This is a genomic window from Pseudomonas sp. GW821-FHT02B10, from assembly GCF_059421865.1.
In genome coordinates, this window is record NZ_JBWKVU010000014.1 from 1 (window position 1) to 24,964 (window position 24,964).

Consider the following 24,964-nt stretch of genomic DNA (forward strand, 5'->3'; position numbering starts at 1 on the left):
CTGCCGCAGGCTGCGTACGTCCCGAAGGGGCGCGGCGATCTCAGGACCGATGAAGGCCCTGCGGGCCTTATCGCAGCCTCGCGGGCTCGGCAGCGGCTACAGGATCGGGGCCTGGCTTCGTGTAGCCGCTGCCGAGGGCTGCGTACGTCCCGAAGAGGCGCGGCGATCTCAAGACGAAGGCCCTGCGGGCCTTATCGCAGCCTCGCGGGCTCGGCAGCGGCTACAGGCGGGACCTGGCTTCGTGTAGCCGCTGCCGCAGGCTGCGATAAGCCCCGCAGGGGCTTCAGGGCCAGCAAGAACGACCCCATCGTGGATCGTTCGCCGCGGACCTCAGAGGATGCGGTAGAGCAACCGCTCGATCCGCACCCGGCTGACCCGGCGCAGGAACTTGCCGACGGCCGCCGGGTAGTCCACCAGGGTTTCCAGGCGCTGGAAGTGCTCGATGCGCCGGGTGTGGCGGAAGATCGTTTCCAGCTCCTGGCGCCGCGGTTCCAGCAACTCGCCCTTGGGGTCGTCGAGCAACAAGGCGTTTTCCAGGTCGAGGCGAAAGGCCCGCGGGTTGAGGTTGTTGCCGGTGAGCAAGGTGTAGCGCTGGTCCACCCACATGCCCTTGAGGTGGTAGGTGTTGTCGCCATCGCGCCACAAGTGCAGGTTCAGGCGGCCGCTGTCGATGGCCTTCTGATGCCGCTTGGCGAAGCGCCGCAGGCTGATCTCATAGAGGTACGGCAGCGCGGCGATGACCTTGAACGGCTCGCTCGGCGGAATGTAGAAGTCGTTGGCGGTCTTGTCGCCGACGATGATGTCGATCTTCACCCCGCGCGCCAGGGCGCGGTTGATTTCCCGGGTCACCGCCAGCGGCAAGTTGAAGTACGGCGTGCAGATGGTCAGTTGCTGCTGGGCGCTGGCGATCAGTTCGCAGATGACCCGGCTCAGCGGGTTGTTCTTGCCCACCCCGAGCAGCGGGCTGACCGACAACTGGTCCTTGAGCACCCCGCCGGCACTGGTGTCGTAGGCCGCGTGCTTGAGGCGGCTGCGCAGGTCGCCGATGTCGTTGCGCAGGCTGCGGGTGGTCGGCAGGTTCGGCAGGTCCAGGCGATGCACCGCCCGCGACGCCACCAGGCCATGCTGGACCAGGTGCTGCATGGAGTCGGCCAGCTCGCGGTTGTGCAACAGGTGATAGCGGTCGAAGCGGTATTTGTCGAACTTGTGCAGGTACACGTTGTTCAGGCTGGCGCCGCTGTAAATCACGCAATCGTCGATCACGAAACCCTTCAGGTGCAGCACGCCGAACAGCTCGCGGGTCTGCACCGGCACGCCGTACACCGGCACTACGCTTTCGTGGGTGCGGGTCATTTCCTGGTACCAGGCCGAGTTGCCCGGCTGCTTGCCGGCGCCGATCAGCCCGCGCTGGGCGCGCAGCCAGTCGACCACGACCACCACGTCCAGCTCCGGACGCGCGGCCTTGGCGGCGTGCAAGGCATCGAGAATTTCCTGGCCGGCCTCGTCCTGTTGCAGGTACAGCGCGACGATATAGATGCGCCGGGTGGCCTGGGCGATCTTCTCCAGCAGGCAACGGCGGAATTCGGCGGCGCCATTGAGAATGGACAGGTCATCGGCAGCCAGCGGGAAGCTGCGCAATTTGGGCAGCAGGGAACGTTTGAAAAGCGACGGCATAGGGCTCGCAGAAGGTCGAATCCAAAAGAGCGCAAGAGCTTACACCAAGGTGCCGGCCCGGGTCTTGCGGGGCGCTGTGAAGATTTGTCGCCTGCCCTCTCGCGCCTGCCGCGCAAGCGCGGGTGACGGGATGGGCCGCGACAATAAATTCATCGATCGAAAATAACTTATTGACCAAGGAGAACGATCGTTCTACTGTACGCAACATGAACGAAATCACTAGCAACGACACACGCGACATCATTCTGGATGTCACCGAAAAGTTGATCTATAAAAGTGGCATCGCCGCCACGGGCATGGATCTTCTGGTGAAGACCGCCGGCGTCTCCAGAAAGAGCATCTACCGCTACTTCACCACCAAGGACGAACTAGTGGTGGCCGCCCTGCAACGCCGCGACCTGCGCTGGATGCACTGGTTTCGCAGCGAAGTGGACAAGGCCCCGACCGCGGCCGCGCGCCTGCTCAACCTGTTCACGGTGCTGGGCGGCTGGTTCGCCTCGGAGGACTTTCGCGGCTGCGCCTTCATCAATACCAGCGGCGAGACCGGCGACCCGCAGGACCCGGTACGGGTGGTGGCCAGGACGCACAAACAGAAACTGTTCGACTACGTGTTCGAGCTCTGCAAGGAATACGCCTCGGAAAAACCCGGCACCGAAGATCCGGAGGAGCAAGCCAGACAGCTGCTGATCCTGATTGACGGCGCCATTACCGTTGCACTTGTGATGGGTGATCGCAGTGCCGCCGATAATGCGCAATGCATGGCGCGAAAGTTATTGGACCTGTAATCGTTTAAAACAAGTTCGACACTGCTGAACCTCAACTTTCATTGGAGACTTTAAATGTCATCTAACGCTGAAGTTCGTCCGCCACTTCCCCCTTTCACCCGCGAATCGGCCATTGAAAAGGTCCGCCTGGCCGAAGACGGTTGGAACTCCCGCGACCCGCAGCGGGTGTCCCTGGCCTACACCCTGGACACCCAATGGCGTAACCGCGCCGAGTTCGCCCACAACCGTGAAGAAGCCAAGGGTTTTTTGACCCGCAAATGGGCCAAGGAGCTGGACTATCGCCTGATCAAGGAACTCTGGGCCTTTACCGACAACCGCATCGCCGTGCGTTACGCCTACGAATGGCACGACGACTCGGGCAACTGGTTCCGTTCCTACGGCAACGAGAACTGGGAATTCGACGAGCACGGCCTGATGGCCAACCGCTACGCCTGCATCAACGACATGCCGATCAAGGAAAGCGAGCGCAAGTTCCACTGGCCGCTGGGCCGGCGCCCGGATGACCATCCGGGGCTGTCCGACCTGGGCCTGTAACCCCTTGTAGGAGCGAGCTTGCTCGCGATGCCGGCACTGCGGTCTGTCCGACAAACCGCTATCGCGAGCACGCTGCGCTCCTGCAATTATCCCTCTCAAGCCGCGGCATCCTCGCGCTTCAGCGCCGCCTTGGCTTCCAGCTCGCGCACCAGTGGCAACACACGCTTGCCGAAGTACTCCACCTCTTCCTGGAAATGCAGGAACCCCGCCAGCACCAGGTCCACGCCCACGGCCTTCAAGGCGACGATGCGCTCGGCGATCTGCTGCGGCGTGCCGATCAGGTTGGTCTTGAACCCGTCGTTGTACTGCACCAGGTCCTCGAAGGTGGATTTGGCCCAGTTGCCCTCGCCTTCCGGCGATGCCTTGCCCGCCTGTTTCGCTGCGTCGCCAAAGGCGTTCACCGCTTCCAGATCGGCCTGGTCGATGATCTCGGCCAGCACCGCATGTGCTTCCTCCTCGGTGTCACGGGCAATCACGAAGGCATTGACCCCGACCTTCACCGAATGCTTGTTCGCCGCGGCCTTGGCGCGGATGTCGTCGACCTGGGCCTTGATGCCTTCCGGCGTGTTGCCGTTGGTGAAATACCAGTCGGAGACGCGTGCCGCCATGTCCCGCGCGGCGCGGGAACTGCCGCCCTGGAACACTTCCGGCTGACCCAGCGGCTTGGGCTTGAGGCTGTAGTTGTCGAAGCGATAGAAGTCGCCACGAAAAGTGAAGTTGTCCTGGCTCCAGATGCCCTTGAGGGAACGGATGAACTCTTCGGAACGCCGATAACGCTCGTCGTGCTCCAGCCAGTGTTCGCCGATGGCCTGGAACTCGCCCTTGAACCAGCCGCTGACGATATTCACCGCGATCCGGCCATTAGTCAGCTGGTCGATGGTCGCCAGCTGCTTGGCCGCCAGCGCCGGTGGCCAGGGGCCGGGCAGGATCGCCGCGATCACCTTGAGCTTGTCGGTGGCGGCCAGCAGCGCATGGCTGAACGCCACGGACTCATGCTGGAACTCGGCGCCGTAACCGGCGGTGAAACGGATCTGGGTCAGGGCGTACTCGAACCCGGCGGCCTCGGCCAGCTGCGCCAGCTTGCGGTTGTAGTCGATGCCCCAGTGGGTGCGCTGCTCGATCTTGCTGACCACCAGCCCGCCGCTGACGTTCGGTACCCAGTAGGCAAATTTGACGGCTTGCTGACTCATTGGCGTGTCCTCGCGACTGAAGTGTCCGGGGAGCAGAGCAGCAACCGTGCCAGCCGGAAAACTCCAGGGCCGCGCGCCTCTGTAGCCGCTGCCGCAGGCTGCGATCGGCTGCGCAGCAGACGCTGCCTGTACCGACGCAGGAAGGCCCTTCGGGCCTTTTCGCAGCCTGCGGCAGCGGCTACAGGTAGACCGTCGAACCCGCCTGAACAGGTCGATTTGTTGATGCGCTGTTGGCTGGGCAACAGTTACCGACCAGCCGCCCTGCGCCCGGCCCGCTGATTACAGCCACCCGCCTCCCGGCACGGACCGTGCAATCCCCTCCGCAGAAACCACGTTTTCACTGCCGAGCCAATTTATTGCCGAGAAGGAGCTGTGCCCATGACCGAACACCAGGTAATCAATCCATTGTCCGTAGGCGTCGACTACGAAGCCCTGGCCGGGCGCTTCCGCCCGATCTTCAAGCGGATCGCCGCCGGCGCGGTGGAGCGCGAGCAATCGCGCAGCCTGCCGTACGAGGCGATCGGGTGGCTCAAGGAAGCCGGTTTTGGCGCGGTGCGGGTGCCGGTGGAATACGGTGGCGGCGGCGCCTCCCTGCCGCAGTTGTTCCAGCTGCTGATCGAACTGGCCGAGGCCGACTCCAACGTGCCGCAAGCCTTGCGCGGGCATTTCGCCTTTGCCGAGGACCGCCTCAACGCTGCCCCGGGCCCGGCACGGGACCTGTGGTTCAAGCGTTTCGTCGAGGGCGACATCGTCGGTTGCGCCTGGACCGAGATCGGTAGCGTGGCCATTGGCGAGGTGATCACCCAGGTCTCGCCGGCCGGCGACAAGTGGCGGCTCAACGGCGAAAAGTTCTACAGCACCGGGAGCATTTTCTCCGACTGGATCGATGTCTACGCCCGGCGCAGCGACACCGGTGGCGACGTGATCGCCGCGGTGCGCACCCGCCAGCCGGGCATCGTGCAGAGCGACGACTGGGACGGCTTCGGCCAGCGCACCACGGGCAGCGGCACCTCGCGCTTTGTCGATGCCGAGGTGGAGGCCGAGAACCTTATCGACTTCGCCACCCGCTTCAAATACCAGACCGCGTTCTATCAGTTGGTGCTGCTGGCGACACTGGCGGGCGTCGGCCGCGCCGCGGTGCGCGATGTGGCCCACGAGGTGCGCGCGCGCAAGCGCATCTACAGCCACGGCAACGCGCCCCGGGTCAGCGAGGATGCCCAGGTGCAGCAGGTGGTCGGGGAAATCTCGGCCCTGGTGTACGCCGCCGAGGCCAGCGCGGTGCGCGCGGCGGAACCGGCGCAGCAGGCGTACCTGGCACGTTTTACCGGGAATGACGAGGCAGAGCGGGCAGCCAATGTCGCCGCGGAAATCCAGTCCGCCACGGCCCAGGTGGTGGTCACCGAGCTGATCCAGCGCGCCACCAGCGAGCTGTTCAATGCCCTGGGCGCTTCGGATATCCGCCAGGGCAAGGCCCTCGACCGCCACTGGCGCAACGCCCGTACCCTGTCGTCGCACAACCCGGTGATCTACAAGGCGCGCATCGTCGGCGATTGGCTGATCAATGGCAGCGAACCGCCGTTCGTGTGGCAGATCGGCAACGGGCCGGAGCGCCAATAACAGCCTCACCGCCCTCAACCTAGGAGCGTCGACCGGCCGCTCCTACAGAATGGGGACGGTCGCGGTCGTGAAAGGTTATGGGTAAGATACCGACCCTTCGCGCAGCTCTTCTGCGCCCCGCCGAAATAAGCCGATCCCATGCCTTTCGAACTCAGCGTAGATTTGACCACCCTCGCCATTCTGGCCCTCGTCGCCTTCATTGCCGGCTTTATCGACGCCATTGCCGGCGGCGGCGGCCTGCTCACCACCCCGGCGCTGCTCACCGCCGGCCTGCCGCCGCACCTGGTACTGGGCACCAACAAACTGAGTTCGACCTTTGGCTCGGCCACCGCCAGCTTCACCTTCTACCGGCGCAAGCTGTTCCACCCGCGGCAATGGACCCACGCCATAGTCGGCACCCTGGTGGGTGCGCTGACCGGCGCGGTGGTGGCCCATTACCTGCCGGCCGAATGGCTGAACAAGATGCTGCCGGTGATCGTCTTCGCCTGTGGCGTGTACCTGCTGTTCGGCGGCACGCCGAAAGCGCCGCTGGACAGCGAGGCGCCGATCAAGAAAAAGTGGCAATCGACCCAGGGCTTCAGCCTCGGTTTCTACGACGGCGTGGCCGGCCCCGGCACGGGCGCCTTCTGGACCGTCAGCAGCCTGCTGCTCTACCCCATCGACCTGGTCAAGGCCAGCGGCGTGGCGCGCAGCATGAACTTCGTCAGCAACGCGGCGGCGCTGTCGATCTTCATTTTCTCCGGTCAGGTGGATTGGGCCATCGGCCTGAGCATGGGCCTCTCGCTGATGGTCGGCGCCTTCTTCGGCGCCCGCACCGCCATCAGCGGTGGCGCGAAATTCATTCGCCCGGTGTTCATCACCGTGGTCCTGGGCCTGACCGTGCGCCTGGCCTGGCAGCACTGGTTCAGCGCCGTTTGACCCACTGAAACGACAGCGGGCGAACCCAATGGATTCGCCCGCGCTGTTTGTTTCCAGCTCCTTCCAGCTTGCTTCCAGCCGGGGCTCAACCCGGCAATACAGGCTCCGCCAAGCCCAGGCGCCGCGCCACATACAGATCGATCAGGTAACGGGCAATCGAGCGTGACGCCGGCAGCGGCGGCAACGCATGTACGTTGAACCACTGTGCATCCTCGATCTCGTCTTCCTGCGGCACGATCTCGCCACCGGCGTACTCGGCATGAAAACCCAGCATCATCGAATGCGGGAACGGCCAGCACTGGCTGCCGATGTACTGGATATTCTTGACCTCGATCTGCACCTCTTCGCGCACCTCGCGCACCAGGCAGTCCTCGGCCGATTCGCCCGGTTCGGCGAACCCGGCCAGGGTGCTGTAGACCCCGGGGACGAAACGCGGCGACCGCGCCAGCAACACCTCGTCGCCGCGAGTGATCAGCACGATCATGCTCGGCGAAATCCGCGGGTAGCTGCGCAGGTCGCAGGGCTCACAGTACATTGCCCGCTCGCGCATCACCTGGGTCATGGGCTGGCCGCAGTTGCCGCAGAAGCGGTGCTCGCGGGCCCAGGTGCCGATCTGCGCGGCATAGCCCAGAACCTTGTACAGGGTGTGATCGCCGTCGAGCATGAACGCCCGCAGGCCCTTCCAGTTGCAGCCCGGCACCTCGGAAACGCTCTTGAGTTCCAGCAGATAGACCGGCTCGCCATCCAGGTGGCCGATGCCGTGCTCGGCGAGGATCGGCAGGTCCTGGCGCTTGAGCCATTCGCGGGGGAACAGCGCGCCGTTGTCGTCGAACAGAAAGCCCTGCGGGCCGCGGGCCACGGCCCAGCCGCCGGGAAGGTCGATATCCAGTACTGCGGTGGTCCAGCGTGAAGTCATGTTCAATCAGTCCAGAAATTCAGGTTTCTGTTTGCTCATATGGGCGGCCATGGCCACGCGCAGGTCGGTGGATTGCAGCATGGCGGCGTTCCAGGTAGCGATGTATTCCAGGCCGTCGTCGATGCAGTGGTCGCGCATGTAGCTGATCATTTCCTTGGTACCGCTGACGGCGATCGGCGACTTGCTGGCGATTTCCCAGGCAATGCCCATCACGCCGTCGAGCAGGCTTTCGCTGTCGGCGTAGGTGCGATTGACCAGGCCGATGCTGCGCGCCTCCTCGGCGCCGAAGGTGCGCCCAGTGTAAGCCAGTTCGCGCAGCATGCCGTCACCGATGATACGTGGCAAACGTTGCAACGTGCCGACATCGGCGGCCATGCCGATATCGATTTCCTTGATCGAGAATTGCGCGTCCGCGGCGGCGTAGCGCATGTCGCAGGCGGCGATCAGGTCGATGGCGCCGCCCAGGCAGTAACCCTGGATCGCCGCCAGCACCGGCTTGCGGCAGTTGTCGACGGCATTGAAGGATGCCTGCAGCTGCAGGATCTTGCGCCGCAGCAGGCGCGCGTTGCGCCCGACGTCCTTGCCCAGTTCGTTGGCCACGCCGGCCAGCATCATCAGGTCGATGCCCGAGGAAAAGTGCTTGCCGGCACCGCTCAGCACCACCACGCGGACCGCGTCGGTGTCGTCGATCCAGCGGAAGATCTCGATGATCTCGCTCCAGAACGCGGCGTTCATCGAGTTGATCTTTTCCGGCCGGTTGATCTGCACATGGGCGATGTTGTCAGCAAGTTCGACGCGAAAGGCTTGATATTCGGACATGGCAGCATTCCTTACCGGGCAAAAAAATGAGGCCCGAACTATAGCAAGGGCCTGTGCCGCGCAGTAAGGCAGCGCATCGGCCAAAACCGGGACTGCTCTCTCCTGCAAAAGCAATCAGGGGATTTTGTGGGCCCAGAACGCCGCGGTTTCGTAAGGCACGCTGACCACGCATTTATCCCGCAGCTCCGGTTCTTCGGCGATCAAGGCGGCGATCTGCCGGTCGACCTCCGCCCTCTGCGCATCCGGCAAGGCCGCAATAAAGCTGGTGGAGCGCACCCGATCGAAAATCACGTTCTGCGGCGCGCCGCTGTGGCTGTTGCGAAAGTGCTGCTCCTGCAAGGGCGTGAAACTCGGATGGGGAAAGGCCTGGCGCCAGGCCCCGGTGTAATAGCGCGGCGTATCGCCTTGCAGGGCGTTGACGATCCGATCCAGGCGCTGCACCCACGGCACCCGCGCATCGCGCAGGTTCCACACCAGGCCCAGGCGGCCGCCCGGCTTGAGCACCCGGGCGATTTCGCTCAACGCCTCATGGCTGGCGAACCAGTGAAAGGCCTGAGCGCAGACCACGGCGTCCACCGATTCGTCGGCCAGCGCAATAGCAGTGGCGGTGCCGCTCAGGGCTTCGGCCTGGGGATAGCTGGCGGCGAGCCTGGCGCGCATCTGCGCCACCGGCTCCACGGCGATCACCCGCGCCCCGGTCGCCAGCAGGCGCCCGGTGAACTTGCCAGTGCCGGCGCCGAGATCGACCGCCACCTGGCCGGCCTGCAAGCCCAGGCTTGTGCGCAGCCACTGGTCCAGTGCCGGCGGGTAGTCCGGGCGGCCACGCACATAGGTGTCGGCCGCGCCCTTGTAGCCGTCGGCGGCAGCATGATGGATCGCAGGTTGCGGGTCTTTCATCGGTCGGCTCCAGATCATTGGCCAGTGCTGCCCAGCATAGCCCCGCCCAGGCGACTGACGGCATGAAAAATCTGTCAGTCTGGGCAGCGCGGCCAGGGCGATGGACCTTTAATGGAGGGACCGCTATCCGCATGGAGACCGCGCGATGAACATCCCTGCCCTCGTCTTCGGCGCCCCGCTGCTGCTCGCCGGCGGCCTGCTGACGACCTTGCTGGCGGTCGCCGCCAACTGCCCGGACGGCCAGGTCTGGGACAGCAAGAACCAGCGCTGCGTCAGCCAGCGCACCACCCGGCTACCGGACGCCGACCGCACCGACCAGGCCAGTGGCCTGCTCCCCCATGACCGCTACGAAGAGGCCATCGCCGCTGGCGGCAAGACCCGAGGTCAGTCGATTTCCACGCCCTGACCGGCGGAACGGCGCCATGGAACGGGCACGCTATGCTCTGGGAGAATGGACTCATTGCTCAACCCAGGGAGCTTGCACATGCCTACTGCCAAAACCGCCAGCAGCCGTCGCTCACGCAAGGCGCTGCTGGTCATCGACGTACAGAACGACTTCATCCCCGGTGGCGCGCTGGCCGTGCCCGGAGGCGACCAGATCGTGCCCTTGATCAATCACCTGGGCGGCCACTTCAAGCAAGTGGTGATCGCCCAGGACTGGCACCCGGCCGGGCATATCTCGTTCGCCTCCAGCCACGACGGCCACGCACCGAACGACATCATCCAATTGCCCTATGGTCCGCAGGTGCTGTGGCCGGACCATTGCGTGCAGGCCAGCCGTGGCGCCGAACTGCACCCCAAGCTCAACCTGCCCCACGCCCAGTTGATCCTGCGCAAGGGCTGCAATCCGGATATCGACAGCTACTCGGCCTTCGTCGAGGCGGACCGCAGCACCACGACCGGCCTGGCCGGCTACCTGAGCCAGCGCGGCATCGACACGGTGTATCTGGTGGGTTTGGCCCTGGACTACTGCGTGGCCTGGTCGGCGCTGGATGCGCGGGCGGCGGGGTTCAATACCTTCGTGATCGTCGACGCCTGCCGGGCCATCGACATGGACGGCTCGCTGGACAAGGCCACCCGGCAGATGCGCGCGGCGGGGGTGAACCTGATCAAGGCCAGCGAGCTGCAGCCGACCGCATTGTGCTGATGCAACACCTTCCCTAAACGCCGGTGTGCCGGGCATTCCCCGTCGCCGGGGGTGCCCGGCGAGGCTCAGGCCGGCATCGGCAGCCACAGGCGGAAACGCGCGCCGCCCAGCGGTGAGGCTTCGACGGTCAGGGTTCCGCCCTGGGCTTCCAGGGCCCGGCGGCTGATGGCCAGGCCGAGGCCGAAGCCGCCGGTGGCGCGATCGCGGCTGCGGTCCAGGCGGTAAAAGGGTTCGAACACCCGCTCGCGCTCGTCGTCGGGAATGCCGATGCCATCGTCGTCGACCCAGATTTCACAGCCGCGCTCGCTGACGTGCACCCCCACCTGGATACGCTTTTCGCAATAGCGCGTGGCGTTGCGCAGCAGGTTCTGGATCGCCCGGGCGGTCAGCCGCGGGTCGAGGCTGAAGCGCTCCAGGCTGCCGTGCAGCAGCACATCGATGACGATGTCCGGGGATTCCAGTTCGTCGTCGACGCTGCCGAGGATGCTGTCGATGAACTCGTCCAGCGACACCTCGACCTGCTCCGGCAACTGCGCCGGGATCTGCAGACGGCTGTAGGACAGCAGCTCGAGCACCAGTTCGTCCAGCTCGCGAATATGCGCCACCAGCCCTTGCAGGCGCTCGCGGCTGGTGGCCGGCAGGTCGTCGGAGAGCGCCAGCGCCAGGCCGAAGTCGAGCCGGGTCAAGGGCGTGCGCAGCTCGTGGGACACCGCGTTGAGCAGGTCGCGTTGCTGGTTCAGCAGGTTCTCGATGTCGCCGGCCATGGTGTCGAAGACATTGGCCAGGCTGCCGATATTGGAGCTAGAGGGGATCTGCGTGCGCTCGCTCAAATGGCCCTTGCCGAAACGCTCGGCGGCGTGCTTCAGGCGCTCCAGGTCGCGCCAGTGCGGCCGCAGCCAGAGCAACAGGCAGGCGAGCATGGTCGCGCCGATCAGCACGTTGATGCTCCAGTACAGCAGGCTGACGTCGATCGGGTCCGGCGGCACCACCATCTGCACCGCCATCTGCTCGTCCAGCGGCGCCACCGCGAGGGTGCGCCAGCCCCAGTCGCCGACCCGCACCACGTTCTCGCCGCGTTGCAGGCGTTCGCGTTCGTACAGGGTGAAATCGGCATCGTCGTTGCGGGTCAGGACAATGTGCAGCGGCTGGAATTCCTGGTCCATCTCCGCGGCCAGGGCCGGCCACTGCTCCGAGGGCACGCCGCGAAACTGCTTGACGATCAGGGTCTGCAGGCCCCGGGAATAATCCAGGTTGTAAGTGACGAAACGCTCGTGGAAGACCTTCACCACCAGCTCCGGTACCAGGTAGATCGCCGCGCTGAACGAGACGATGGTCACCAGGTACAGGCGAATCAGGATTCTCAGCATCGACTCAGCATTCCCATTCGGAACGGCTGAACAGGTAACCCTTGCCCCACACGGTCTTGATCTTGCGCGCCTCGCCGGCATGGTCGTCGAACTTGCGCCGCAGCTTGGAAATCGCCACGTCCACCGAGCGGTCGGTGCCGTTGAACTCGATGCCCCGCAGGCGTTGCAGGATCTGGTCGCGGCTCAGCACCTCGCCGGCATGCCGGGCCAGCACCACCAGCAGGTTGTATTCGCCGCTGGACAGCTCCACCAGCTGGTCGCGCCAGCTCACGGTGCGCTCCGACAGGTCGATGCACAGGTTGCCCATGAGGATCCGGTCGCTGGCGGTCTGCGGCTCGCCGAGGCTGCTGCGGCGCAACAGGGTGCGCACTCGCGCCAGCAGCACCCGCGGCTCGCAAGGCTTTGTCACATAATCGTCGGCGCCCATTTCCAGACCCAGCACCTGATCATGGCTATCATCACGGGCGGTCAGCATCAGGATCGGCAGCGACGCCGAATCGGCCCGCAGCAGGCGGCAGACCTGCAGGCCGTCGAGGCCGGGCAGCATCAGGTCAAGAATCACCAGGTCCGGCGGGTTGACCCGCGCCCGTTCGCGCACCTGGTCGCCGCGGCTGATGACATTGACCTGATAGCCGTTGCGCTCCAGGTAACTGGCGATCAGTTCGGAGAGCGCGGAGTCGTCTTCGACCAGAAGGATGTTGGGCATGGGGATTGAAGTCTTTGAGTGAATAAAAACACAGCGACAACGTTCCTTAGAATGTTCCCTGGGAAGCCGTCGCCCGATCAGCGAGGCACAAAGGATATACAACCTCGCGCCCGCCCGAGCATTCGTTTCACACTTTTTCACACAGCACCTACACAGCTTCACAGCGGTCCTGGCGGCATGCCCTTAGCATGCCGCAGTCATCATTGGGGTATCAGCATGTCGAAAAACCTGTTTGCGCCGTTCTGCCTGTTGTTGCTGGCAGCCGCGCTGAGCGCTTGCGACCAGGCCTCCACCGCCGAAGAACAGGCGCCGTTGGCCAAGGTCCGGATCGAAACCGTCGAGACTCGCCCGCTGTCGATCAGCAGCGAACTGAGCGGGCGCATCGCCGCGCCGCGTATCGCCGAGGTGCGCGCACGGGTGGCCGGGGTGGTGCTGCAACGGACCTTCCGCGAAGGCACCGACGTCAAGCAGGGCGACGTGCTGTTTCGCATCGATCCGGCACCGTTCAAGGCCGACCTCGACAGCGCCCTGGCCAGCCTGCGCAAGGCCGAGGCCAACGCTTTCCAGGCCCGCTTGCAGGAGCAGCGCTACGCCCAGTTGATCGCAGACCAGGCCATCAGCGCCCAGGAATACGACAACGCCCGGGCCAACGCGCGCCAGACCGCCGCCGACGTAGCCGCCAACCAGGCCGCCGTGCAGCGCGCCCGGCTGAACCTGGGCTATGCCACCGTCACCGCGCCTATTTCCGGGCGCGTCGGCCGCGCCCTGGTCACCGAAGGCGCACTGGTGGGCCAGAACGAAACCACGCCGCTGGCGCTGATCCAGCAACTGGACCCGATCCACGCCGACCTCACCCAGTCGACCCGCGAGCTCAACGACCTGCGCCGGGCCTTCCGCGCCGGCCAGTTGCAGCAGGTCGGCCAGGACCAGGCCAAGGCCACGCTGATCCAGGACGACGGCAGCCTCTACCCGCTGCCGGGCAAGCTGCTGTTCGCCGACCTCAGCGTCGACCCGAGCACCGGCCAGATCATCCTGCGCAGCGAGTTCCCCAACCCGGACCTCGACCTGCTGCCCGGCAGCTTCATTCGCGTACGCCTGGAGCAGGCGGTGAACCGCCAGGGCATCAGCGTGCCGCAGCGGGCCATCCAGCGCGACAGCGCCGGCATCGCCCAGGTGCTGCTGGTGGATGCCGAGCAGCGGGTGGTGCAGCGTCCGGTGCAACTGGGCGCCGTGCAACAGGACCGCTGGATCGTCAGCGACGGCCTCAAGGCCGGCGACCGTATCGTCGTCGAGGGCCTGCAGCACGCCCGTCCGGGCGAAAAGGTGCAGATCGACGACAGCCCTCTTCCCCTTGCCCAGACCACTGGACAGTAGGTAGGAACCCTCATGCCGCAATTCTTTATCGACCGTCCGGTGTTCGCCTGGGTGGTCGCCCTGTTTATCCTGCTGGCGGGCGCCCTTTCCATCCCGCAGTTGCCGGTGGCGCAGTACCCCAACGTCGCCCCGCCGAGCATCGAGATCTACGCCGTGTACCCGGGCGCCTCGGCGCAGACCGTGGACGAAAGCGTGGTCAGCCTGATCGAGGAAGAACTCAACGGCGCCGACCACCTGCTGTACTTCTCGTCCCAGAGCAGCCTGGGCAGCGCCACCATCACCGCGACCTTCCAGCCGGGCACCAACCCGGAAATGGCCCAGGTCGACGTGCAGAACCGCCTCAAGGTGGTCGAGCCGCGCCTGCCGCAAGCGGTGACCCAACAGGGCCTGCAGGTGGAAAAGGTCTCGGCCGGCTTCCTGCTGCTGATCACCCTCACCTCCAGCGACGGCAAGCTCGACGACACCGCGCTCAGCGACTACCTGGCGCGTAACGTGATGAACGAGATCCGCCGCCTGGACGGGGTCGGCAAGGCCCAGCTGTACGGCGCCGAGCGCGCCATGCGGGTGTGGATCGACCCGCAGAAGCTGATCGGCTTCAACCTGACCCCGGCCGACGTCAACGCGGCGATCGTCGCGCAGAACGCCCAGGTCTCGGCCGGCAGCATCGGCGACCTGCCGAGCCGCTCGAGCCAGGAAATCACCGCCACGGTATTGGTCAAGGGCCAGCTGTCGACGCCGCAAGAGTTCGCCGACATTGTCCTGCGGGCCAATCCGGACGGCTCCACCGTGCGCATCGGCGACGTCGCCCGGGTGGAAGTCGGCAGCCAGGAATACCAGTTCTCCACCCGCCTCAACGGCAAGCCTTCCACTGCGGTCGGCGTGCAGCTGTCGCCGGGGGCCAACGCCCTGAGCACCGCGACCCTGATCCGGGCGAAGATGGATGAGCTGTCGCGCTACTTCCCGGCCGGCGTGGAATACAAGATCCCCTACGACACCTCGCCCTTCGTCAAGGTCTCGATCACCAAGGTGGTCTATACCCTGGGCGAAGCCATGTTGCTGGTGTTCGCGGTGATGTTCCTGTTCCTGCAGAACATCCGCTATACGCTGATCCCGACCCTGGTGGTGCCGGTGGCACTGATGGGCACCTTTGCCACCATGCTGGCGCTGGGTTTCTCGATCAACGTGCTGACCATGTTCGGCATGGTCCTGGCCATCGGCATCCTGGTGGACGACGCCATTGTGGTCGTAGAGAACGTCGAGCGGATCATGGCCAGCGAGGGCCTGTCGCCCAGGGAGGCGACGCGCAAGGCGATGCAGCAGATCACCGGCGCCATCGTCGGCATCACCCTGGTGCTGGTGGCGGTGTTCCTGCCGATGGCCTTCATGCCGGGTTCGGTGGGCGTCATCTACCAGCAGTTCTCGCTGTCGATGGCCACCTCGATCCTGTTCTCGGCCTTCCTCGCCCTGACCCTGACCCCGGCCCTGTGCGCCACCCTGCTCAAGCCGATCGCCAAGGGCGAGCACCATGAAAAAGGCGGCTTCTTCGGCTGGTTCAACCGGCGCTTCGAAAACCTCAGCGACGGCTACCAGCGCTGGGTCGCCTATGCGCTGAAACGCTGCGGCCGCTACCTGCTGGTGTACGGCGTGCTGCTGGTGGGCCTGGGGCTGCTGTTCAGCCGCCTGCCCTCTTCGTTCCTGCCGGTGGAAGACCAGGGCTACACCATCACCGACATCCAGCTGCCACCGGGCGCGAGCAAGAACCGCACGATCCAGGTGGTGGAACAGATCGAGGCGCACAACGCCAGCGAGCCGGGGGTCGGCGACAGCACGGTGATTCTCGGCTTCAGCTTCTCCGGCAGCGGGCAGAACGCCGCGCTGACCTTCACCACCCTCAAGGACTGGTCGCAGCGCGGCAGCGACGACTCGGCGCAATCCATCGCCGACCGGGCCAACGCCGCCTTCAGTGAAATCAAGGACGCGGTGTCCTACGCCGTGCTGCCACCGCCGGTGGACGGCCTGGGCACCTCCAGCGGCTTCGAGTTCCGCCTGCAGGACCGCGGCGGCCTCGGCCATGCCGCGCTGATGCAGGCCCGCACCGACTTGCTGGCCGCCGCGGAAAAGAGCCCGATCCTCGTCAACGTGCGCGAAAGCGCCCTGGCCGAGGCGCCGCAGGTGCACCTGGAAGTCGACCGCAAGCAGGCCAATGCCCTCGGCGTGTCCTTTGCCGACATCGGCAATGTGCTGTCCACCGCGGTCGGTTCCAGCTACATCAACGACTTCCCCAACCAGGGGCGGATGCAGCGGGTGGTGGTCCAGGCCGAGGGCGATCGACGCAGCCAGGTGGAAGACCTGCTGAAGATCAACGTGCGCAACAACCTCGGCAAGATGGTGCCGCTGTCGGCCTTTGCCCAGGCGCGCTGGACCCAGGGCCCGACCCAGTTGACCCGCTACAACGGCTACCCGGCCATCAGCATTTCCGGCGAGCCGAGCGCGGGCCACAGTACCGGCGAGGCCATGGCGGAAATCGAGCGCCTGGTCAGCCAGCTGCCCACCGGCCTGGGCCAGGAATGGACCGGCCTGTCGTTGCAGGAACGCCTGTCCGGCAGCCAGGCGCCGCTGTTGCTCGGGCTGTCGCTACTGATCGTGTTCCTGTGCCTGGCGGCGCTGTACGAGAGCTGGTCGATTCCGACCTCGGTGCTGCTGGTGGTGCCCCTGGGCGTGCTCGGCGCGGTGCTCGCGGTGACCCTGCGCGGCATGCCCAACGACGTGTTCTTCAAGGTCGGGCTGATCACCATCATCGGCCTGTCGGCGAAAAACGCGATCCTGATCATCGAGTTCGCCAAGAGCCTGTACGACGAAGGCCACGACCTGGTGGACGCCACGGTGCAGGCCGCGCGCCTGCGCCTGCGGCCGATCGTCATGACCTCGCTGGCGTTCATCCTCGGCGTGGTGCCCCTGGCCATCGCCAGCGGCGCCAGTTCGGCCAGCCAGCAGGCCATCGGCACCGGGGTGATCGGCGGCATGATCACCGCGACCCTGGCGGTGGTATTCGTGCCGGTGTTCTTCGTGGTGGTGATGAGGCTGGTCAGGCGCAACGGCAAACAGGCGGTGAGCGTCACGGCACCAGGAGCGGCCGAATAGTCATGCGGCGGCGGGTCTTCAGCGTACCGCGTGATCGTTGAAGGCTTATCAAGCCATCGTTGAAGACTCATCGCGAGCAAGCTTCGCTCCTCCACAAGAGTCATGTAACCGCAGGGGCCACCGCCCCTGCGGCGACGGCATGCTAAGGTTTGCGGCAAATCCGCCACTGCGAGTCGCCATGTCCCTTCTTGTACGTACCCACCCTCGCCTGACCATCGGCGCCCTTATCGGCCTGGCCGCGGGCGTCCTGGTGCCGGCCGACACCCTGATCAGCAAGATTCTCATCGGCTGGAACGCCGGGGTCTGGAGCTACCTGGCGCTGATGTGCTGGCTCACCGCGCGGTCCAAGGCCGACGATGTGAAACGCATTGCCGAGGTCGAGGACGAAAACGCCGGGCTGGTGTTGTTCATGGTCTGCATCGCGGCCATCGCCAGCCTCGCCGCCATCACCCTCTCGCTGTCCGGCAGCAAGGACCTGGAAACCGGCCGGCGCCTGCTGCACTACGCCTTTACCGGCCTCACGGTGATCGGCTCCTGGCTGCTGATCGGGGTGATCTTCAGCGTGCACTACGCCCGCCTCTACTACACCTGGGGCGGCAAGGACCCGGCGCTGCGTTTTCCCGAAGGCCTGACCACCCCCAATTACTGGGACTTCCTGTACTTCTCCTTCACCATCGGCGTGGCGGTGCAGACTTCCGACGTCGGCGTCGCCACCCGCGAGCTGCGCAAGATCGTCCTGGCCCAGTCGCTGATCGGTTTTCTGTTCAACACCGCGATCCTCGGGTTTTCCATCAACATCGCCGCCGGGCTGTTCGGTTGAAGTCGCACAAATCTTCTAGACCCGCCCTGGCCGGCGGGCGCTAACTGTCACGCTCGCCCTTGCCACGGACACTTCATGAACGCGCACAACTGGATCGATCTGGCCCAGGACGCCGACACCGGCATCGAAACCCTGCGCGCCCATTTCACCGGTCATGCCTACGACCCTCACTGGCATGACAGCTACCTGGTGGGCGTGACCGAAGAAGGCGTGCAGCAATTCCACTGCCGGCGCGAGCGTTTTCACAGCACCCCGGGCAAGGTGTTCCTGCTCGAGCCCGGGGAAATCCATGACGGCGATGCCCCCACCGAAAGCGGCTTCACCTACCGCATGCTCTACCTCGACCCGCACTGGCTGGAGCGTGAGCTGAGCGCGCTGTTCGAAGAGGCGCCGGCCGACAGCCAGCTGAGTTTCGCCACCACCCTGGCCAGCGACCAGCGCCTGGCCCTGGCCACCAGCAATGCCTTCCACAGCCTGCACCACGGCGAGCTGCGCATCGTCCGCCAGAGCGCCATGGACCAGTTGCTCGACCAGCTCACCGGCCACCTGCACTGGCGCAAGCGCCACCACGCAGACCCGCGCCTGCCCCTGGTGGCGCACAAGGCCCGCGACTACCTGCATGCCCACGCCCAGCAGGACATCAGCCTGGACGAGCTGGGCGCGGTCTGCGGCGTCGACCGCTTCCGCCTGACCCGCGCCTTCAAGGCCGCCTATGACCTGCCGCCCCACGCCTACCTGGTGCAGTTGCGCCTGGCCAAGGCGCGGCGCCTGCTGGCCCGCGGCGAACAGCCGGCCGAGGTGGCCATGGCCCTGGGGTTCGCCGACCAGAGCCATATGGGCCGCTGGTTCGTCCGCGCCTATGGCCTGACCCCGGCGGCCTACCGCAAGCGCTGCTCAAACCTTCCAGACGCCTGAACCCGCACCGGCGAAGATCGCCTCCCTCGATCTTCACTGGAGCCTGCTCACGATGTTCTCCTTCTTACCTTCCCTGCCCAGCCTGCTGCCCTTTCTGCTGTTCGCCTTCGTGGCCTCGATCACCCCGGGGCCGACCAATATCCTGGTGCTGAGCAACAGCGCCCGCTACGGGTTCAAGGCCGCGCTGCCGATCGTTGTCGGCGCCTGCGTGGCCGCCGCCGGCATTGTCGTGCTGGTGGGCAGCGGCCTCGGCCGCACGCTGATGGAAGTGCCCGGCCTGCCGAGCGCCATGCGCTGGGCCGGGGTGATCTGGTTGAGCTACCTGGCCTGGCAGATCTTCCGTGCCCCGGCCGCGTCCCTCGACCCACAAGCGGACACCCACCACCGGCGCCTGGGCCTGCTCGGCGCCGCCAGCCTGCAACTGGTCAACCCGAAAACCTGGATGATGGCCCTGGCCGTGATCAGTGTGTTCGCCGGCAACGGCAGCGAACGCCAGGATCAGGTGTTGTACCTGTCGCTGGTGTTTTTCCTGGTGTCCCTGCCCTGCCTCGGCGCCTGGGCGCTGCTCGGCGCCGGCTCCGCCCGGCTGCTGCGTTCGCCGCTGGCCCTGCAGCGTTTCAACCAGGGCATGGCACTGTTGCTGCTGGTCTCGGCCTGGGCGAGCCTGTGGGCCTGAAGGGGCTGGCCGCCGTCGCCCCAGTGCAAAAGCCAGTCGCCTCAGGGCGCTTTCATAACGATCAGGGTTACCTAAAGTGGTGGGCACGGCGCACTAAAGACGCCGCCTCTGACAATAACGACCTGCCGAACGAGACCCTCCGATGAAAACCCTGTTCAAGCCTTGTCTCCCGCTGCTCTGTGGCGCCCTGCTCCTCAGCGCCAATGCCTGGGCCAGCGAGCCCGCCTCCTGCAAGACCGTGCGCATGGGCGTGGTCAACTGGACCGACGTCATCGCCACCAGCGGCATGGCCGACGTGCTGCTGACCGGCCTGGGTTACGACAGCAAACAGACCAGCGCCGTGCAGCAGATCATCTTCGCCGGCATCCGCGACAAGCGCCTGGACATCTTCCTCGGCTACTGGCAACCGGCGATGGACAAGAACATCGCGCCGTTCCTCGAGGCCGGGCAGGTCAAGGTCCTGGACCAGCCGAGCCTGGCCGACGCCCAGGCCACCCTCGCCGTGCCGGACTATGTCGCCGCCGCGGGCCTGAAGACCTTCGCCGACATCGCCCGCTTCAAGGAGCCACTGGGCGGCAAGATTTATGGCATCGAGCCCGGCAGCGGCGCCAACACCACCATCAAGACGATGATCGACAGCGACCGCTTCGGCCTCAAGGGCTTCAAGCTGGTGGAGTCCGGCGAGGCCGGCATGCTCGCGGCGGTGCAACGGGCGATCAACCGCAAGGAGTTCGTGGTCTTCGTCGGCTGGACCCCGCACCCGATGAACATCAACATGCGGATCACCTACCTGACCGGCAGCGAAGACGTCTACGGCCCCAACGAAGGCGCGGCCAGGGTATCTACCGTCACCGCGCCGGACTACGCCGAGCGCTGCCCCAACGTCCAGCGCCTGCTGCAGAATCTGACCTTTACCGCGGCCCAGGAAAGCCAGTTGATGGTGCCGATAATGGAACGCAAGACGCCCCAGGACGTGGCTCGGCAATGGCTGCGCGAACACCCCGAAGACCTGCAACGCTGGCTGGCCGGGGTCAGCAGCTTCGAGGGCAAGGACGGCGTGACGGCGATGCAGGCCAGCCTGAAATAGTGGCGTCCTGCCGGTCTCATCGCGAGCCAGCTCGCGATGGCCCTCTTCCAGACAACGGACACCTCCAGCCATGCGCCACTACCCGCTCTCCCCCCAACTCGCCGCCTTCGTCGAGCGCACCCTGAGCTTCACCAGCCCCGACAACAGCTTCAAGGGCCTGCGCGACAGCTACAGCCGCATGTGCCGCGCCTTCACCCCGCCCCGTCCCGAGGGCCTGCGGGTCAGCGAATTGCAACTGGCCGGGGTGCCGGCGCGCGCCTATTGCCCCGCCCGCCCGATGCCCGCGGACGGCTGGCCTTGCCTGTTGTACCTGCACGGTGGCGGCTGGGTGGTCGGCGACCTGGATTCCCACGACTTCATCACCGCCTACCTGGCGGCGCAGTTGCAGGTGCTGGTGATTGCCGTGGATTACCGCCTGGCGCCCGAGCATCCGTTCCCCGCCGCCTTCGACGATTGCCTGGCGGCCTGGCGCGCCTTGCAGGCCGGCGCCAGCCCCTTTGCCCTGGATGCCCGGCGGCAGTTGGTGATCGGCGACAGCGCCGGCGGCAACCTCGCCGCGGCCTTGTGCCTGGCCCTGCGCGATGCCGGCGAACAGCTGCCCGCCGCCCAGGTGCTGCTGTACCCCGGCCTCGGTGGCGCCGCCGACCTGCCCTCGCGCAGCCAGTGCGCCGATGCGCCGCTGCTCGGCAGCAACGACCTGGACGCCTACCAAGCCCTGTATCTGCCCGGCCCGGAACGGCATTCGCCTTATGCCCGGCCCTTGCTGGCCACGGACTTGCGCGGCCTGCCCGCCGCCTTTATCGCCCTGGCGCAGTTCGACCCGCTGCGCGACGACGGCGAGCTGTATCACCAGCGACTGCTGGCCGCCGACGGCCACAGTCAGCTGTACCCGGGCCTCGGCCTGGTACATGGCTGCCTGCGCGCCCGAGGCCTGGCGCCGGAGGTGGATGCGCTGTATGGCGCCCTGCTCGATTACCTACGAGCCTGCCTCGAATAGTTTTTCTCCGGGAAACCGCGTGGTCTTTATCGCGGGCAACGCAGGTGCCAGACACCTCCCTCTACCGAAGAAGACCGCCCACGATCGACTGCATGACATTTTTTTCATGCCGCTGGCGCTGATCGCGCTTGACGGCGAAAGCGCTTTGCTATTTCCTGAAACCGGTTTCAGCGATGCGGCAGAACGTCGCACCTGGAGCGGATACACCCCATAACAAGAACGCCAAAGACAGGTCGCCGCCCGTGAACAGTTTTTCCGCCGCCCAGCGCAGCCGCGTCACCATGCTCGATGTCGCCGAACGCGCCGGGGTCTCCAAGGCCAGCGTGTCGCGCTTTATCGGCGAAGACCGCGCCCTGCTCTCCGATGCCATCGCCCTGCGCATCGAACAGGCAATAGCCGAGCTGGGCTACCGCCCGAACCAGATGGCCCGTGGCCTGAAACGCGGGCGCACGCGCCTGATCGGCATGCTGGTGGCCGATATCCGCAACCCCTATTCGATTGCCGTGATGCATGGCGTGGAAACCGCCTGCCGCCAGCACGGCTACAGCCTGGTGGTGTGCAACACCGACCGCGACGACGAGCAGGAGCGCCAGCACCTGGCCAACCTGCGCTCGTACAACATCGAAGGCCTGATCGTGAACACCCTGGGCCATCATCTGGACGAACTGCGCGAACTGCACCGGGAAATGCCCATGGTCCTGGTGGACCGCAAGGTCGAGCAACTGCACAGCGACCTGGTCGGCCTGGACAACCCGCAAGCCGTGCGCAGCGCCATCGAACACCTGCAAGAGCGCGGCTACCGCGACCTGCTGCTGGTCAGCGAACCCCATGACGGCACCAGCTCGCGGATCGAGCGCAGCAACAGTTTCAAGGCGCAGATCGAGCAACGCCCGGCCTTGCAAGGCGCGGCGGTGGAAACCGGCGCCGCGCTGAACCAGCAACTGCAACAGTTCCTCGCCGCCCCCGGCCCCGGTCCGAAAGCGCTGTTCTGCGCCAACGGCGTCGCCGCCCTGGCCGCGACCCGGGCCTTGCGCGAGCTGGGCTGCCCACTGTTCGACGAGATCGGCCTGATCGCCCTCGACGACCTCGACTGGTATCCGCTGGTGGGCAGCGGCATCACCGCCCTCGCCCAACCCACCGAACGCATCGGCGCCAGCGCCTTCGAGTGCCTGCTCAAGCGCTTGCGCGGCGATGTCGAGCCGCTGCGGGTGCTGGATTTCCCGGCCGAGCTGATCGTCCGCGGTTCCACCCGACAGCGAGGGTCTCTGTAACCACTGATCGACTCGGGAATCGCGGTGCCGGTGTAGCCGCTGCCGAGCCTGCGAGGCTGCGATCGGCAACGCAGTTGCCGCAAAACCTGCGTCCGCGATCGGCCTGGAAAACGCTTCGGCCGGGTTACGACGGCTACGCCGCCGATCGCAGCCTGCGGCAGCGGCTACAGGGAACGGCGCAGGCATGAAGATAGGGAAATGAGCTTCTTTTTGGGGGCTTTTTTTGAGCAGAAATGAAACCGGTTTCAGAGGCCATGACCATGAATAAATCGCCTGTCTCCATCAGCCTGTCCAGCTACGGCGCCGACCGCGTCCGTGAGCAGGGCCAGGGCAGTTTCATCGAGGTGCTGGCCGCCGCCGGCGCGTCGCGCATCGAATGGCGCGAAGAGCTGCTGACCGTCGAAGACCCGTCCCAGCTGGCCCGGGCTACCCGTGAGCAGCAACTGGAAAGCGTGTTTTCTTCACCGCTGGAACTCTGGGTGGCCGGGCGTTCCCGGGCCAACCCGCTGCTGGAACAGGCGCTGCAACGGGCCGAAGCCTTCGGCGCGAAAAGCCTCAAGGTGTCCCTGGGGTATTTCACCGAGCACAACGACCTGCCCCAGCTGGCCCTGCTGCTGGCGCAGTCCCCGGTGCAACTGCTGGTGGAAAACGACCAGACCCTGCACGGCGGGCGCATCGAACCCTTCCAACGCTTCTTCGCCGAGGTCGAGCGCCACCGCCTGCCAGTGCAGATGACCTTCGACATCGGCAACTGGCAGTGGCAGGACCAGTCCGCCTCCGTCGCCGCGCGCCTGCTCGGCCGGCATGTCGGCTACGTGCACTGCAAGGCCGTGGCCCGGCGCGCCGACGGCAAGCTGGTGGCGATACCGCCGGGCATGGCCGACCTGCATCTGTGGGAACAATTGCTGCGGCACATGACTCAAGGTGTGACCCGGGCCGTGGAATACCCGCTGCAGGGCGAAGACCTGGTGCAACTGACCCGCGAACACGTCGCCACCCTCGCCCGCCTCGGCCAGTCCCGCCTGGAGAACGCCCATGTCTGAGCTCGATATCCTGTCGTTCGGTGAAACCATGGCGATGTTCGTCGCCGAACAGAGCGGCGACCTGGCCCGGGTCGGCCACTTCCACAAACGCATCGCCGGCGCCGACAGCAACGTCGCCATCGGCCTGTCGCGCCTGGGCTTCAAGGTCGGCTGGCTGAGCCGGGTCGGCGCCGACTCCCTGGGGCGCTTCGTCATCGACAGCCTGCAGGTCGAAGGCGTGGACTGCCGCTACGTCGCCACCGACCGGCAACACCCCACCGGTTTCCAGCTCAAGTCCCTGGAGGAGCACGGCGACGATCCACGGGTGGAATACTTCCGCCGCGGTTCCGCGGCCAGCCACCTGAGCGTCGCCGATATCGCCCCCGAACTGCTGCGCGCCCGTCACCTGCACGCCACCGGCATTCCCCCGGCGCTCTCGACCTCGGCCCGGGACCTGTCCCACAGTCTGATGAGCAAGATGCGCGCGGCCGGCCGCAGCGTGTCCTTCGACCCGAACCTGCGGCCCGGCCTGTGGGGCAGCGAACAACTGATGATCGACGAAATCAACCGCCTGGCCGTGCTCGCCCACTGGGTGCTGCCGGGCCTGAGCGAAGGCCGCCTGCTGACCGGTTATGAAGACCCGGCCGACATCGCCGCGTTTTACCTGGACCAGGGCGTCGAAGTCGTGGCGATCAAGCTCGGTGCCCATGGCGCCTATTACCGCACACAGCTACACGAAGGTTTCGTCGAGGCCGTACCGGTGACCCAGGTGGTCGACACCGTGGGCGCCGGCGACGGTTTCGCCGTCGGCCTGATCAGCGCCCTGCTGGAAAACCACAGCGTCGCCGAGGCCGTGCAGCGCGCCAACTGGATTGGCAGTCGCGCGGTGCAGAGCCGCGGCGACATGGAAGGTTTGCCAAGCCGCGATGAATTACCGACGGTCGCTGCGCGACCGATCGCGAGCAAGCTCGCTCCTACAGGGGCTGCGCAAGTTCTGTAGGAGCGAGCTTGCTCGCGATAAAACCGTGAAAACAACACCGCCTGATTGAACCAACGCGTTACCTGTTGCGACAAAAACAACAAGCTCAGGA

At 65.8% G+C, this 24,964-nt stretch carries 24 protein-coding genes; 17 read left to right on the top strand and 7 right to left on the bottom strand.

Features of this window, described 5'->3' with window-relative positions:
- Nucleotides 1–330: 330 nt before the first annotated feature.
- Nucleotides 331–1,674 (bottom strand): CDP-diacylglycerol--serine O-phosphatidyltransferase, encoded by a 1,344-nt coding sequence (pssA, locus tag AC07VU_RS24870; protein ID WP_007932925.1) that lies wholly within the window; start codon nucleotides 1,672–1,674, stop codon nucleotides 331–333.
- Nucleotides 1,675–1,880: 206 nt separating this feature from the next.
- On the opposite strand from pssA, the gene AC07VU_RS24875 reads away from it, so the two are divergent.
- A complete protein-coding gene (locus tag AC07VU_RS24875) occupies nucleotides 1,881–2,459 on the top strand; it encodes a TetR/AcrR family transcriptional regulator (protein WP_457276530.1) in 579 nt (192 codons plus the stop codon).
- 54 nt (nucleotides 2,460–2,513) lie between these two features.
- Nucleotides 2,514–2,993 (top strand): nuclear transport factor 2 family protein, encoded by a 480-nt coding sequence (locus AC07VU_RS24880; protein WP_053261441.1) that lies wholly within the window; start codon nucleotides 2,514–2,516, stop codon nucleotides 2,991–2,993.
- A 95-nt stretch (nucleotides 2,994–3,088) separates the two neighbouring features.
- Here AC07VU_RS24880 and sfnG read toward each other — a convergent pair whose 3' ends face one another.
- Nucleotides 3,089–4,183, bottom strand: a complete 1,095-nt coding sequence (gene sfnG, locus AC07VU_RS24885) for a dimethylsulfone monooxygenase SfnG (protein ID WP_495030673.1) — start codon at nucleotides 4,181–4,183, stop codon at nucleotides 3,089–3,091.
- 378 nt (nucleotides 4,184–4,561) lie between these two features.
- Here sfnG and AC07VU_RS24890 point away from each other — a divergent pair, with 378 nt between their 5' ends.
- Complete coding sequence (locus AC07VU_RS24890) at nucleotides 4,562–5,800, top strand: acyl-CoA dehydrogenase family protein (protein WP_495030674.1); 1,239 nt, start codon at nucleotides 4,562–4,564, stop codon at nucleotides 5,798–5,800.
- 138 nt (nucleotides 5,801–5,938) lie between these two features.
- Nucleotides 5,939–6,718: a TSUP family transporter gene (locus AC07VU_RS24895; protein ID WP_009044159.1), complete on the top strand. Its 780-nt coding sequence runs from the start codon at nucleotides 5,939–5,941 to the stop codon at nucleotides 6,716–6,718.
- Between the two features lie 85 nt (nucleotides 6,719–6,803).
- On the opposite strand, the gene nudC is transcribed toward AC07VU_RS24895, so the two are convergent.
- The 3 genes from nudC to AC07VU_RS24910 form a co-directional block, all read right to left on the bottom strand.
- Entirely contained in the window at nucleotides 6,804–7,634 is an 831-nt protein-coding gene (nudC, locus tag AC07VU_RS24900; protein ID WP_009049279.1) for an NAD(+) diphosphatase, read from the bottom strand.
- Nucleotides 7,635–7,640: 6 nt separating this feature from the next.
- A complete protein-coding gene (locus tag AC07VU_RS24905; protein WP_495030675.1) occupies nucleotides 7,641–8,453 on the bottom strand; it encodes a crotonase/enoyl-CoA hydratase family protein in 813 nt (270 codons plus the stop codon).
- 114 nt (nucleotides 8,454–8,567) lie between these two features.
- Complete coding sequence (locus tag AC07VU_RS24910; RefSeq protein ID WP_007926533.1) at nucleotides 8,568–9,350, bottom strand: class I SAM-dependent methyltransferase; 783 nt, start codon at nucleotides 9,348–9,350, stop codon at nucleotides 8,568–8,570.
- A 145-nt stretch (nucleotides 9,351–9,495) separates the two neighbouring features.
- Between AC07VU_RS24910 and AC07VU_RS24915 the strand changes: the two genes are divergently transcribed.
- The gene (locus tag AC07VU_RS24915; protein WP_274303382.1) at nucleotides 9,496–9,756 is read left to right on the top strand and encodes a hypothetical protein; all 261 of its coding nucleotides are present in this window, start codon (nucleotides 9,496–9,498) and stop codon (nucleotides 9,754–9,756) included.
- 78 nt (nucleotides 9,757–9,834) lie between these two features.
- Nucleotides 9,835–10,497: a bifunctional nicotinamidase/pyrazinamidase gene (gene pncA, locus AC07VU_RS24920; protein WP_274303384.1), complete on the top strand. Its 663-nt coding sequence runs from the start codon at nucleotides 9,835–9,837 to the stop codon at nucleotides 10,495–10,497.
- 65 nt (nucleotides 10,498–10,562) lie between these two features.
- Here pncA and AC07VU_RS24925 read toward each other — a convergent pair whose 3' ends face one another.
- Together AC07VU_RS24925 and AC07VU_RS24930 are read right to left on the bottom strand one after the other, a co-directional pair.
- The gene (locus tag AC07VU_RS24925) at nucleotides 10,563–11,864 is read right to left on the bottom strand and encodes an ATP-binding protein (RefSeq protein ID WP_007926529.1); all 1,302 of its coding nucleotides are present in this window, start codon (nucleotides 11,862–11,864) and stop codon (nucleotides 10,563–10,565) included.
- A 4-nt stretch (nucleotides 11,865–11,868) separates the two neighbouring features.
- A complete protein-coding gene (locus tag AC07VU_RS24930; RefSeq protein ID WP_009044166.1) occupies nucleotides 11,869–12,570 on the bottom strand; it encodes a response regulator in 702 nt (233 codons plus the stop codon).
- A 216-nt stretch (nucleotides 12,571–12,786) separates the two neighbouring features.
- Between AC07VU_RS24930 and AC07VU_RS24935 the strand changes: the two genes are divergently transcribed.
- From AC07VU_RS24935 to AC07VU_RS24985, 11 genes are all read left to right on the top strand, one after another.
- On the top strand, nucleotides 12,787–13,944 hold the full coding sequence (locus AC07VU_RS24935) for an efflux RND transporter periplasmic adaptor subunit (protein ID WP_037034818.1): 1,158 nt from the start codon (nucleotides 12,787–12,789) through the stop codon (nucleotides 13,942–13,944).
- A gap of 12 nt (nucleotides 13,945–13,956) precedes the next feature.
- A complete protein-coding gene (locus tag AC07VU_RS24940) occupies nucleotides 13,957–17,085 on the top strand; it encodes a multidrug efflux RND transporter permease subunit (RefSeq protein ID WP_053261448.1) in 3,129 nt (1,042 codons plus the stop codon).
- A 178-nt stretch (nucleotides 17,086–17,263) separates the two neighbouring features.
- Nucleotides 17,264–17,905, top strand: coding sequence for a DUF1345 domain-containing protein (locus tag AC07VU_RS24945; RefSeq protein ID WP_009044169.1), 642 nt, complete (start codon nucleotides 17,264–17,266; stop codon nucleotides 17,903–17,905).
- 75 nt (nucleotides 17,906–17,980) lie between these two features.
- Entirely contained in the window at nucleotides 17,981–18,820 is an 840-nt protein-coding gene (locus AC07VU_RS24950; RefSeq protein WP_274303388.1) for an AraC family transcriptional regulator, read from the top strand.
- Nucleotides 18,821–18,872: 52 nt separating this feature from the next.
- Nucleotides 18,873–19,496 carry a LysE family translocator gene (locus tag AC07VU_RS24955; protein ID WP_101338172.1) on the top strand — a complete coding sequence of 208 codons (624 nt, stop codon included), beginning with the start codon at nucleotides 18,873–18,875 and terminating at the stop codon, nucleotides 19,494–19,496.
- A 142-nt stretch (nucleotides 19,497–19,638) separates the two neighbouring features.
- A complete protein-coding gene (locus AC07VU_RS24960; RefSeq protein ID WP_457276534.1) occupies nucleotides 19,639–20,583 on the top strand; it encodes a choline ABC transporter substrate-binding protein in 945 nt (314 codons plus the stop codon).
- Between the two features lie 70 nt (nucleotides 20,584–20,653).
- Entirely contained in the window at nucleotides 20,654–21,580 is a 927-nt protein-coding gene (locus AC07VU_RS24965; RefSeq protein WP_457276535.1) for an alpha/beta hydrolase, read from the top strand.
- Between the two features lie 19 nt (nucleotides 21,581–21,599).
- On the top strand, nucleotides 21,600–21,794 hold the full coding sequence (locus AC07VU_RS24970; protein WP_457276537.1) for a hypothetical protein: 195 nt from the start codon (nucleotides 21,600–21,602) through the stop codon (nucleotides 21,792–21,794).
- A gap of 28 nt (nucleotides 21,795–21,822) precedes the next feature.
- Nucleotides 21,823–22,851 carry a LacI family DNA-binding transcriptional regulator gene (locus tag AC07VU_RS24975; protein ID WP_124351361.1) on the top strand — a complete coding sequence of 343 codons (1,029 nt, stop codon included), beginning with the start codon at nucleotides 21,823–21,825 and terminating at the stop codon, nucleotides 22,849–22,851.
- A gap of 260 nt (nucleotides 22,852–23,111) precedes the next feature.
- Nucleotides 23,112–23,894 carry a sugar phosphate isomerase/epimerase family protein gene (locus AC07VU_RS24980; RefSeq protein WP_457276539.1) on the top strand — a complete coding sequence of 261 codons (783 nt, stop codon included), beginning with the start codon at nucleotides 23,112–23,114 and terminating at the stop codon, nucleotides 23,892–23,894.
- Nucleotides 23,887–24,873: a sugar kinase gene (locus AC07VU_RS24985; protein WP_457276541.1), complete on the top strand. Its 987-nt coding sequence runs from the start codon at nucleotides 23,887–23,889 to the stop codon at nucleotides 24,871–24,873. The genes AC07VU_RS24980 and AC07VU_RS24985 overlap by 8 nt, the downstream gene beginning before the upstream one ends.
- The last annotated feature ends 91 nt before the right edge of the window (nucleotides 24,874–24,964 follow it).

What these genes read in the sequence shown, in the direction of transcription:
- AC07VU_RS24945 (WP_009044169.1), top strand. Translation starts at nt 17,264, where the DNA reads ATGTCCCTTCTTGTACGTACCCACCCTCGCCTGACCATCGGCGCCCTT.
- pncA (WP_274303384.1), top strand. Translation starts at nt 9,835, where the DNA reads ATGCCTACTGCCAAAACCGCCAGCAGCCGTCGCTCACGCAAGGCGCTG.
- AC07VU_RS24880 (WP_053261441.1), top strand. Translation starts at nt 2,514, where the DNA reads ATGTCATCTAACGCTGAAGTTCGTCCGCCACTTCCCCCTTTCACCCGC.
- AC07VU_RS24940 (WP_053261448.1), top strand. Translation starts at nt 13,957, where the DNA reads ATGCCGCAATTCTTTATCGACCGTCCGGTGTTCGCCTGGGTGGTCGCC.
- sfnG (WP_495030673.1), bottom strand. Translation starts at nt 4,183, where the DNA reads ATGAGTCAGCAAGCCGTCAAATTTGCCTACTGGGTACCGAACGTCAGC.
- AC07VU_RS24890 (WP_495030674.1), top strand. Translation starts at nt 4,562, where the DNA reads ATGACCGAACACCAGGTAATCAATCCATTGTCCGTAGGCGTCGACTAC.
- AC07VU_RS24935 (WP_037034818.1), top strand. Translation starts at nt 12,787, where the DNA reads ATGTCGAAAAACCTGTTTGCGCCGTTCTGCCTGTTGTTGCTGGCAGCC.
- pssA (WP_007932925.1), bottom strand. Translation starts at nt 1,674, where the DNA reads ATGCCGTCGCTTTTCAAACGTTCCCTGCTGCCCAAATTGCGCAGCTTC.
- AC07VU_RS24950 (WP_274303388.1), top strand. Translation starts at nt 17,981, where the DNA reads ATGAACGCGCACAACTGGATCGATCTGGCCCAGGACGCCGACACCGGC.
- AC07VU_RS24930 (WP_009044166.1), bottom strand. Translation starts at nt 12,570, where the DNA reads ATGCCCAACATCCTTCTGGTCGAAGACGACTCCGCGCTCTCCGAACTG.
- AC07VU_RS24905 (WP_495030675.1), bottom strand. Translation starts at nt 8,453, where the DNA reads ATGTCCGAATATCAAGCCTTTCGCGTCGAACTTGCTGACAACATCGCC.
- AC07VU_RS24915 (WP_274303382.1), top strand. Translation starts at nt 9,496, where the DNA reads ATGAACATCCCTGCCCTCGTCTTCGGCGCCCCGCTGCTGCTCGCCGGC.
- AC07VU_RS24895 (WP_009044159.1), top strand. Translation starts at nt 5,939, where the DNA reads ATGCCTTTCGAACTCAGCGTAGATTTGACCACCCTCGCCATTCTGGCC.
- AC07VU_RS24925 (WP_007926529.1), bottom strand. Translation starts at nt 11,864, where the DNA reads ATGCTGAGAATCCTGATTCGCCTGTACCTGGTGACCATCGTCTCGTTC.
- AC07VU_RS24965 (WP_457276535.1), top strand. Translation starts at nt 20,654, where the DNA reads ATGCGCCACTACCCGCTCTCCCCCCAACTCGCCGCCTTCGTCGAGCGC.
- AC07VU_RS24960 (WP_457276534.1), top strand. Translation starts at nt 19,639, where the DNA reads ATGAAAACCCTGTTCAAGCCTTGTCTCCCGCTGCTCTGTGGCGCCCTG.
- AC07VU_RS24985 (WP_457276541.1), top strand. Translation starts at nt 23,887, where the DNA reads ATGTCTGAGCTCGATATCCTGTCGTTCGGTGAAACCATGGCGATGTTC.
- AC07VU_RS24910 (WP_007926533.1), bottom strand. Translation starts at nt 9,350, where the DNA reads ATGAAAGACCCGCAACCTGCGATCCATCATGCTGCCGCCGACGGCTAC.
- AC07VU_RS24875 (WP_457276530.1), top strand. Translation starts at nt 1,881, where the DNA reads ATGAACGAAATCACTAGCAACGACACACGCGACATCATTCTGGATGTC.
- AC07VU_RS24955 (WP_101338172.1), top strand. Translation starts at nt 18,873, where the DNA reads ATGTTCTCCTTCTTACCTTCCCTGCCCAGCCTGCTGCCCTTTCTGCTG.
- nudC (WP_009049279.1), bottom strand. Translation starts at nt 7,634, where the DNA reads ATGACTTCACGCTGGACCACCGCAGTACTGGATATCGACCTTCCCGGC.
- AC07VU_RS24980 (WP_457276539.1), top strand. Translation starts at nt 23,112, where the DNA reads ATGAATAAATCGCCTGTCTCCATCAGCCTGTCCAGCTACGGCGCCGAC.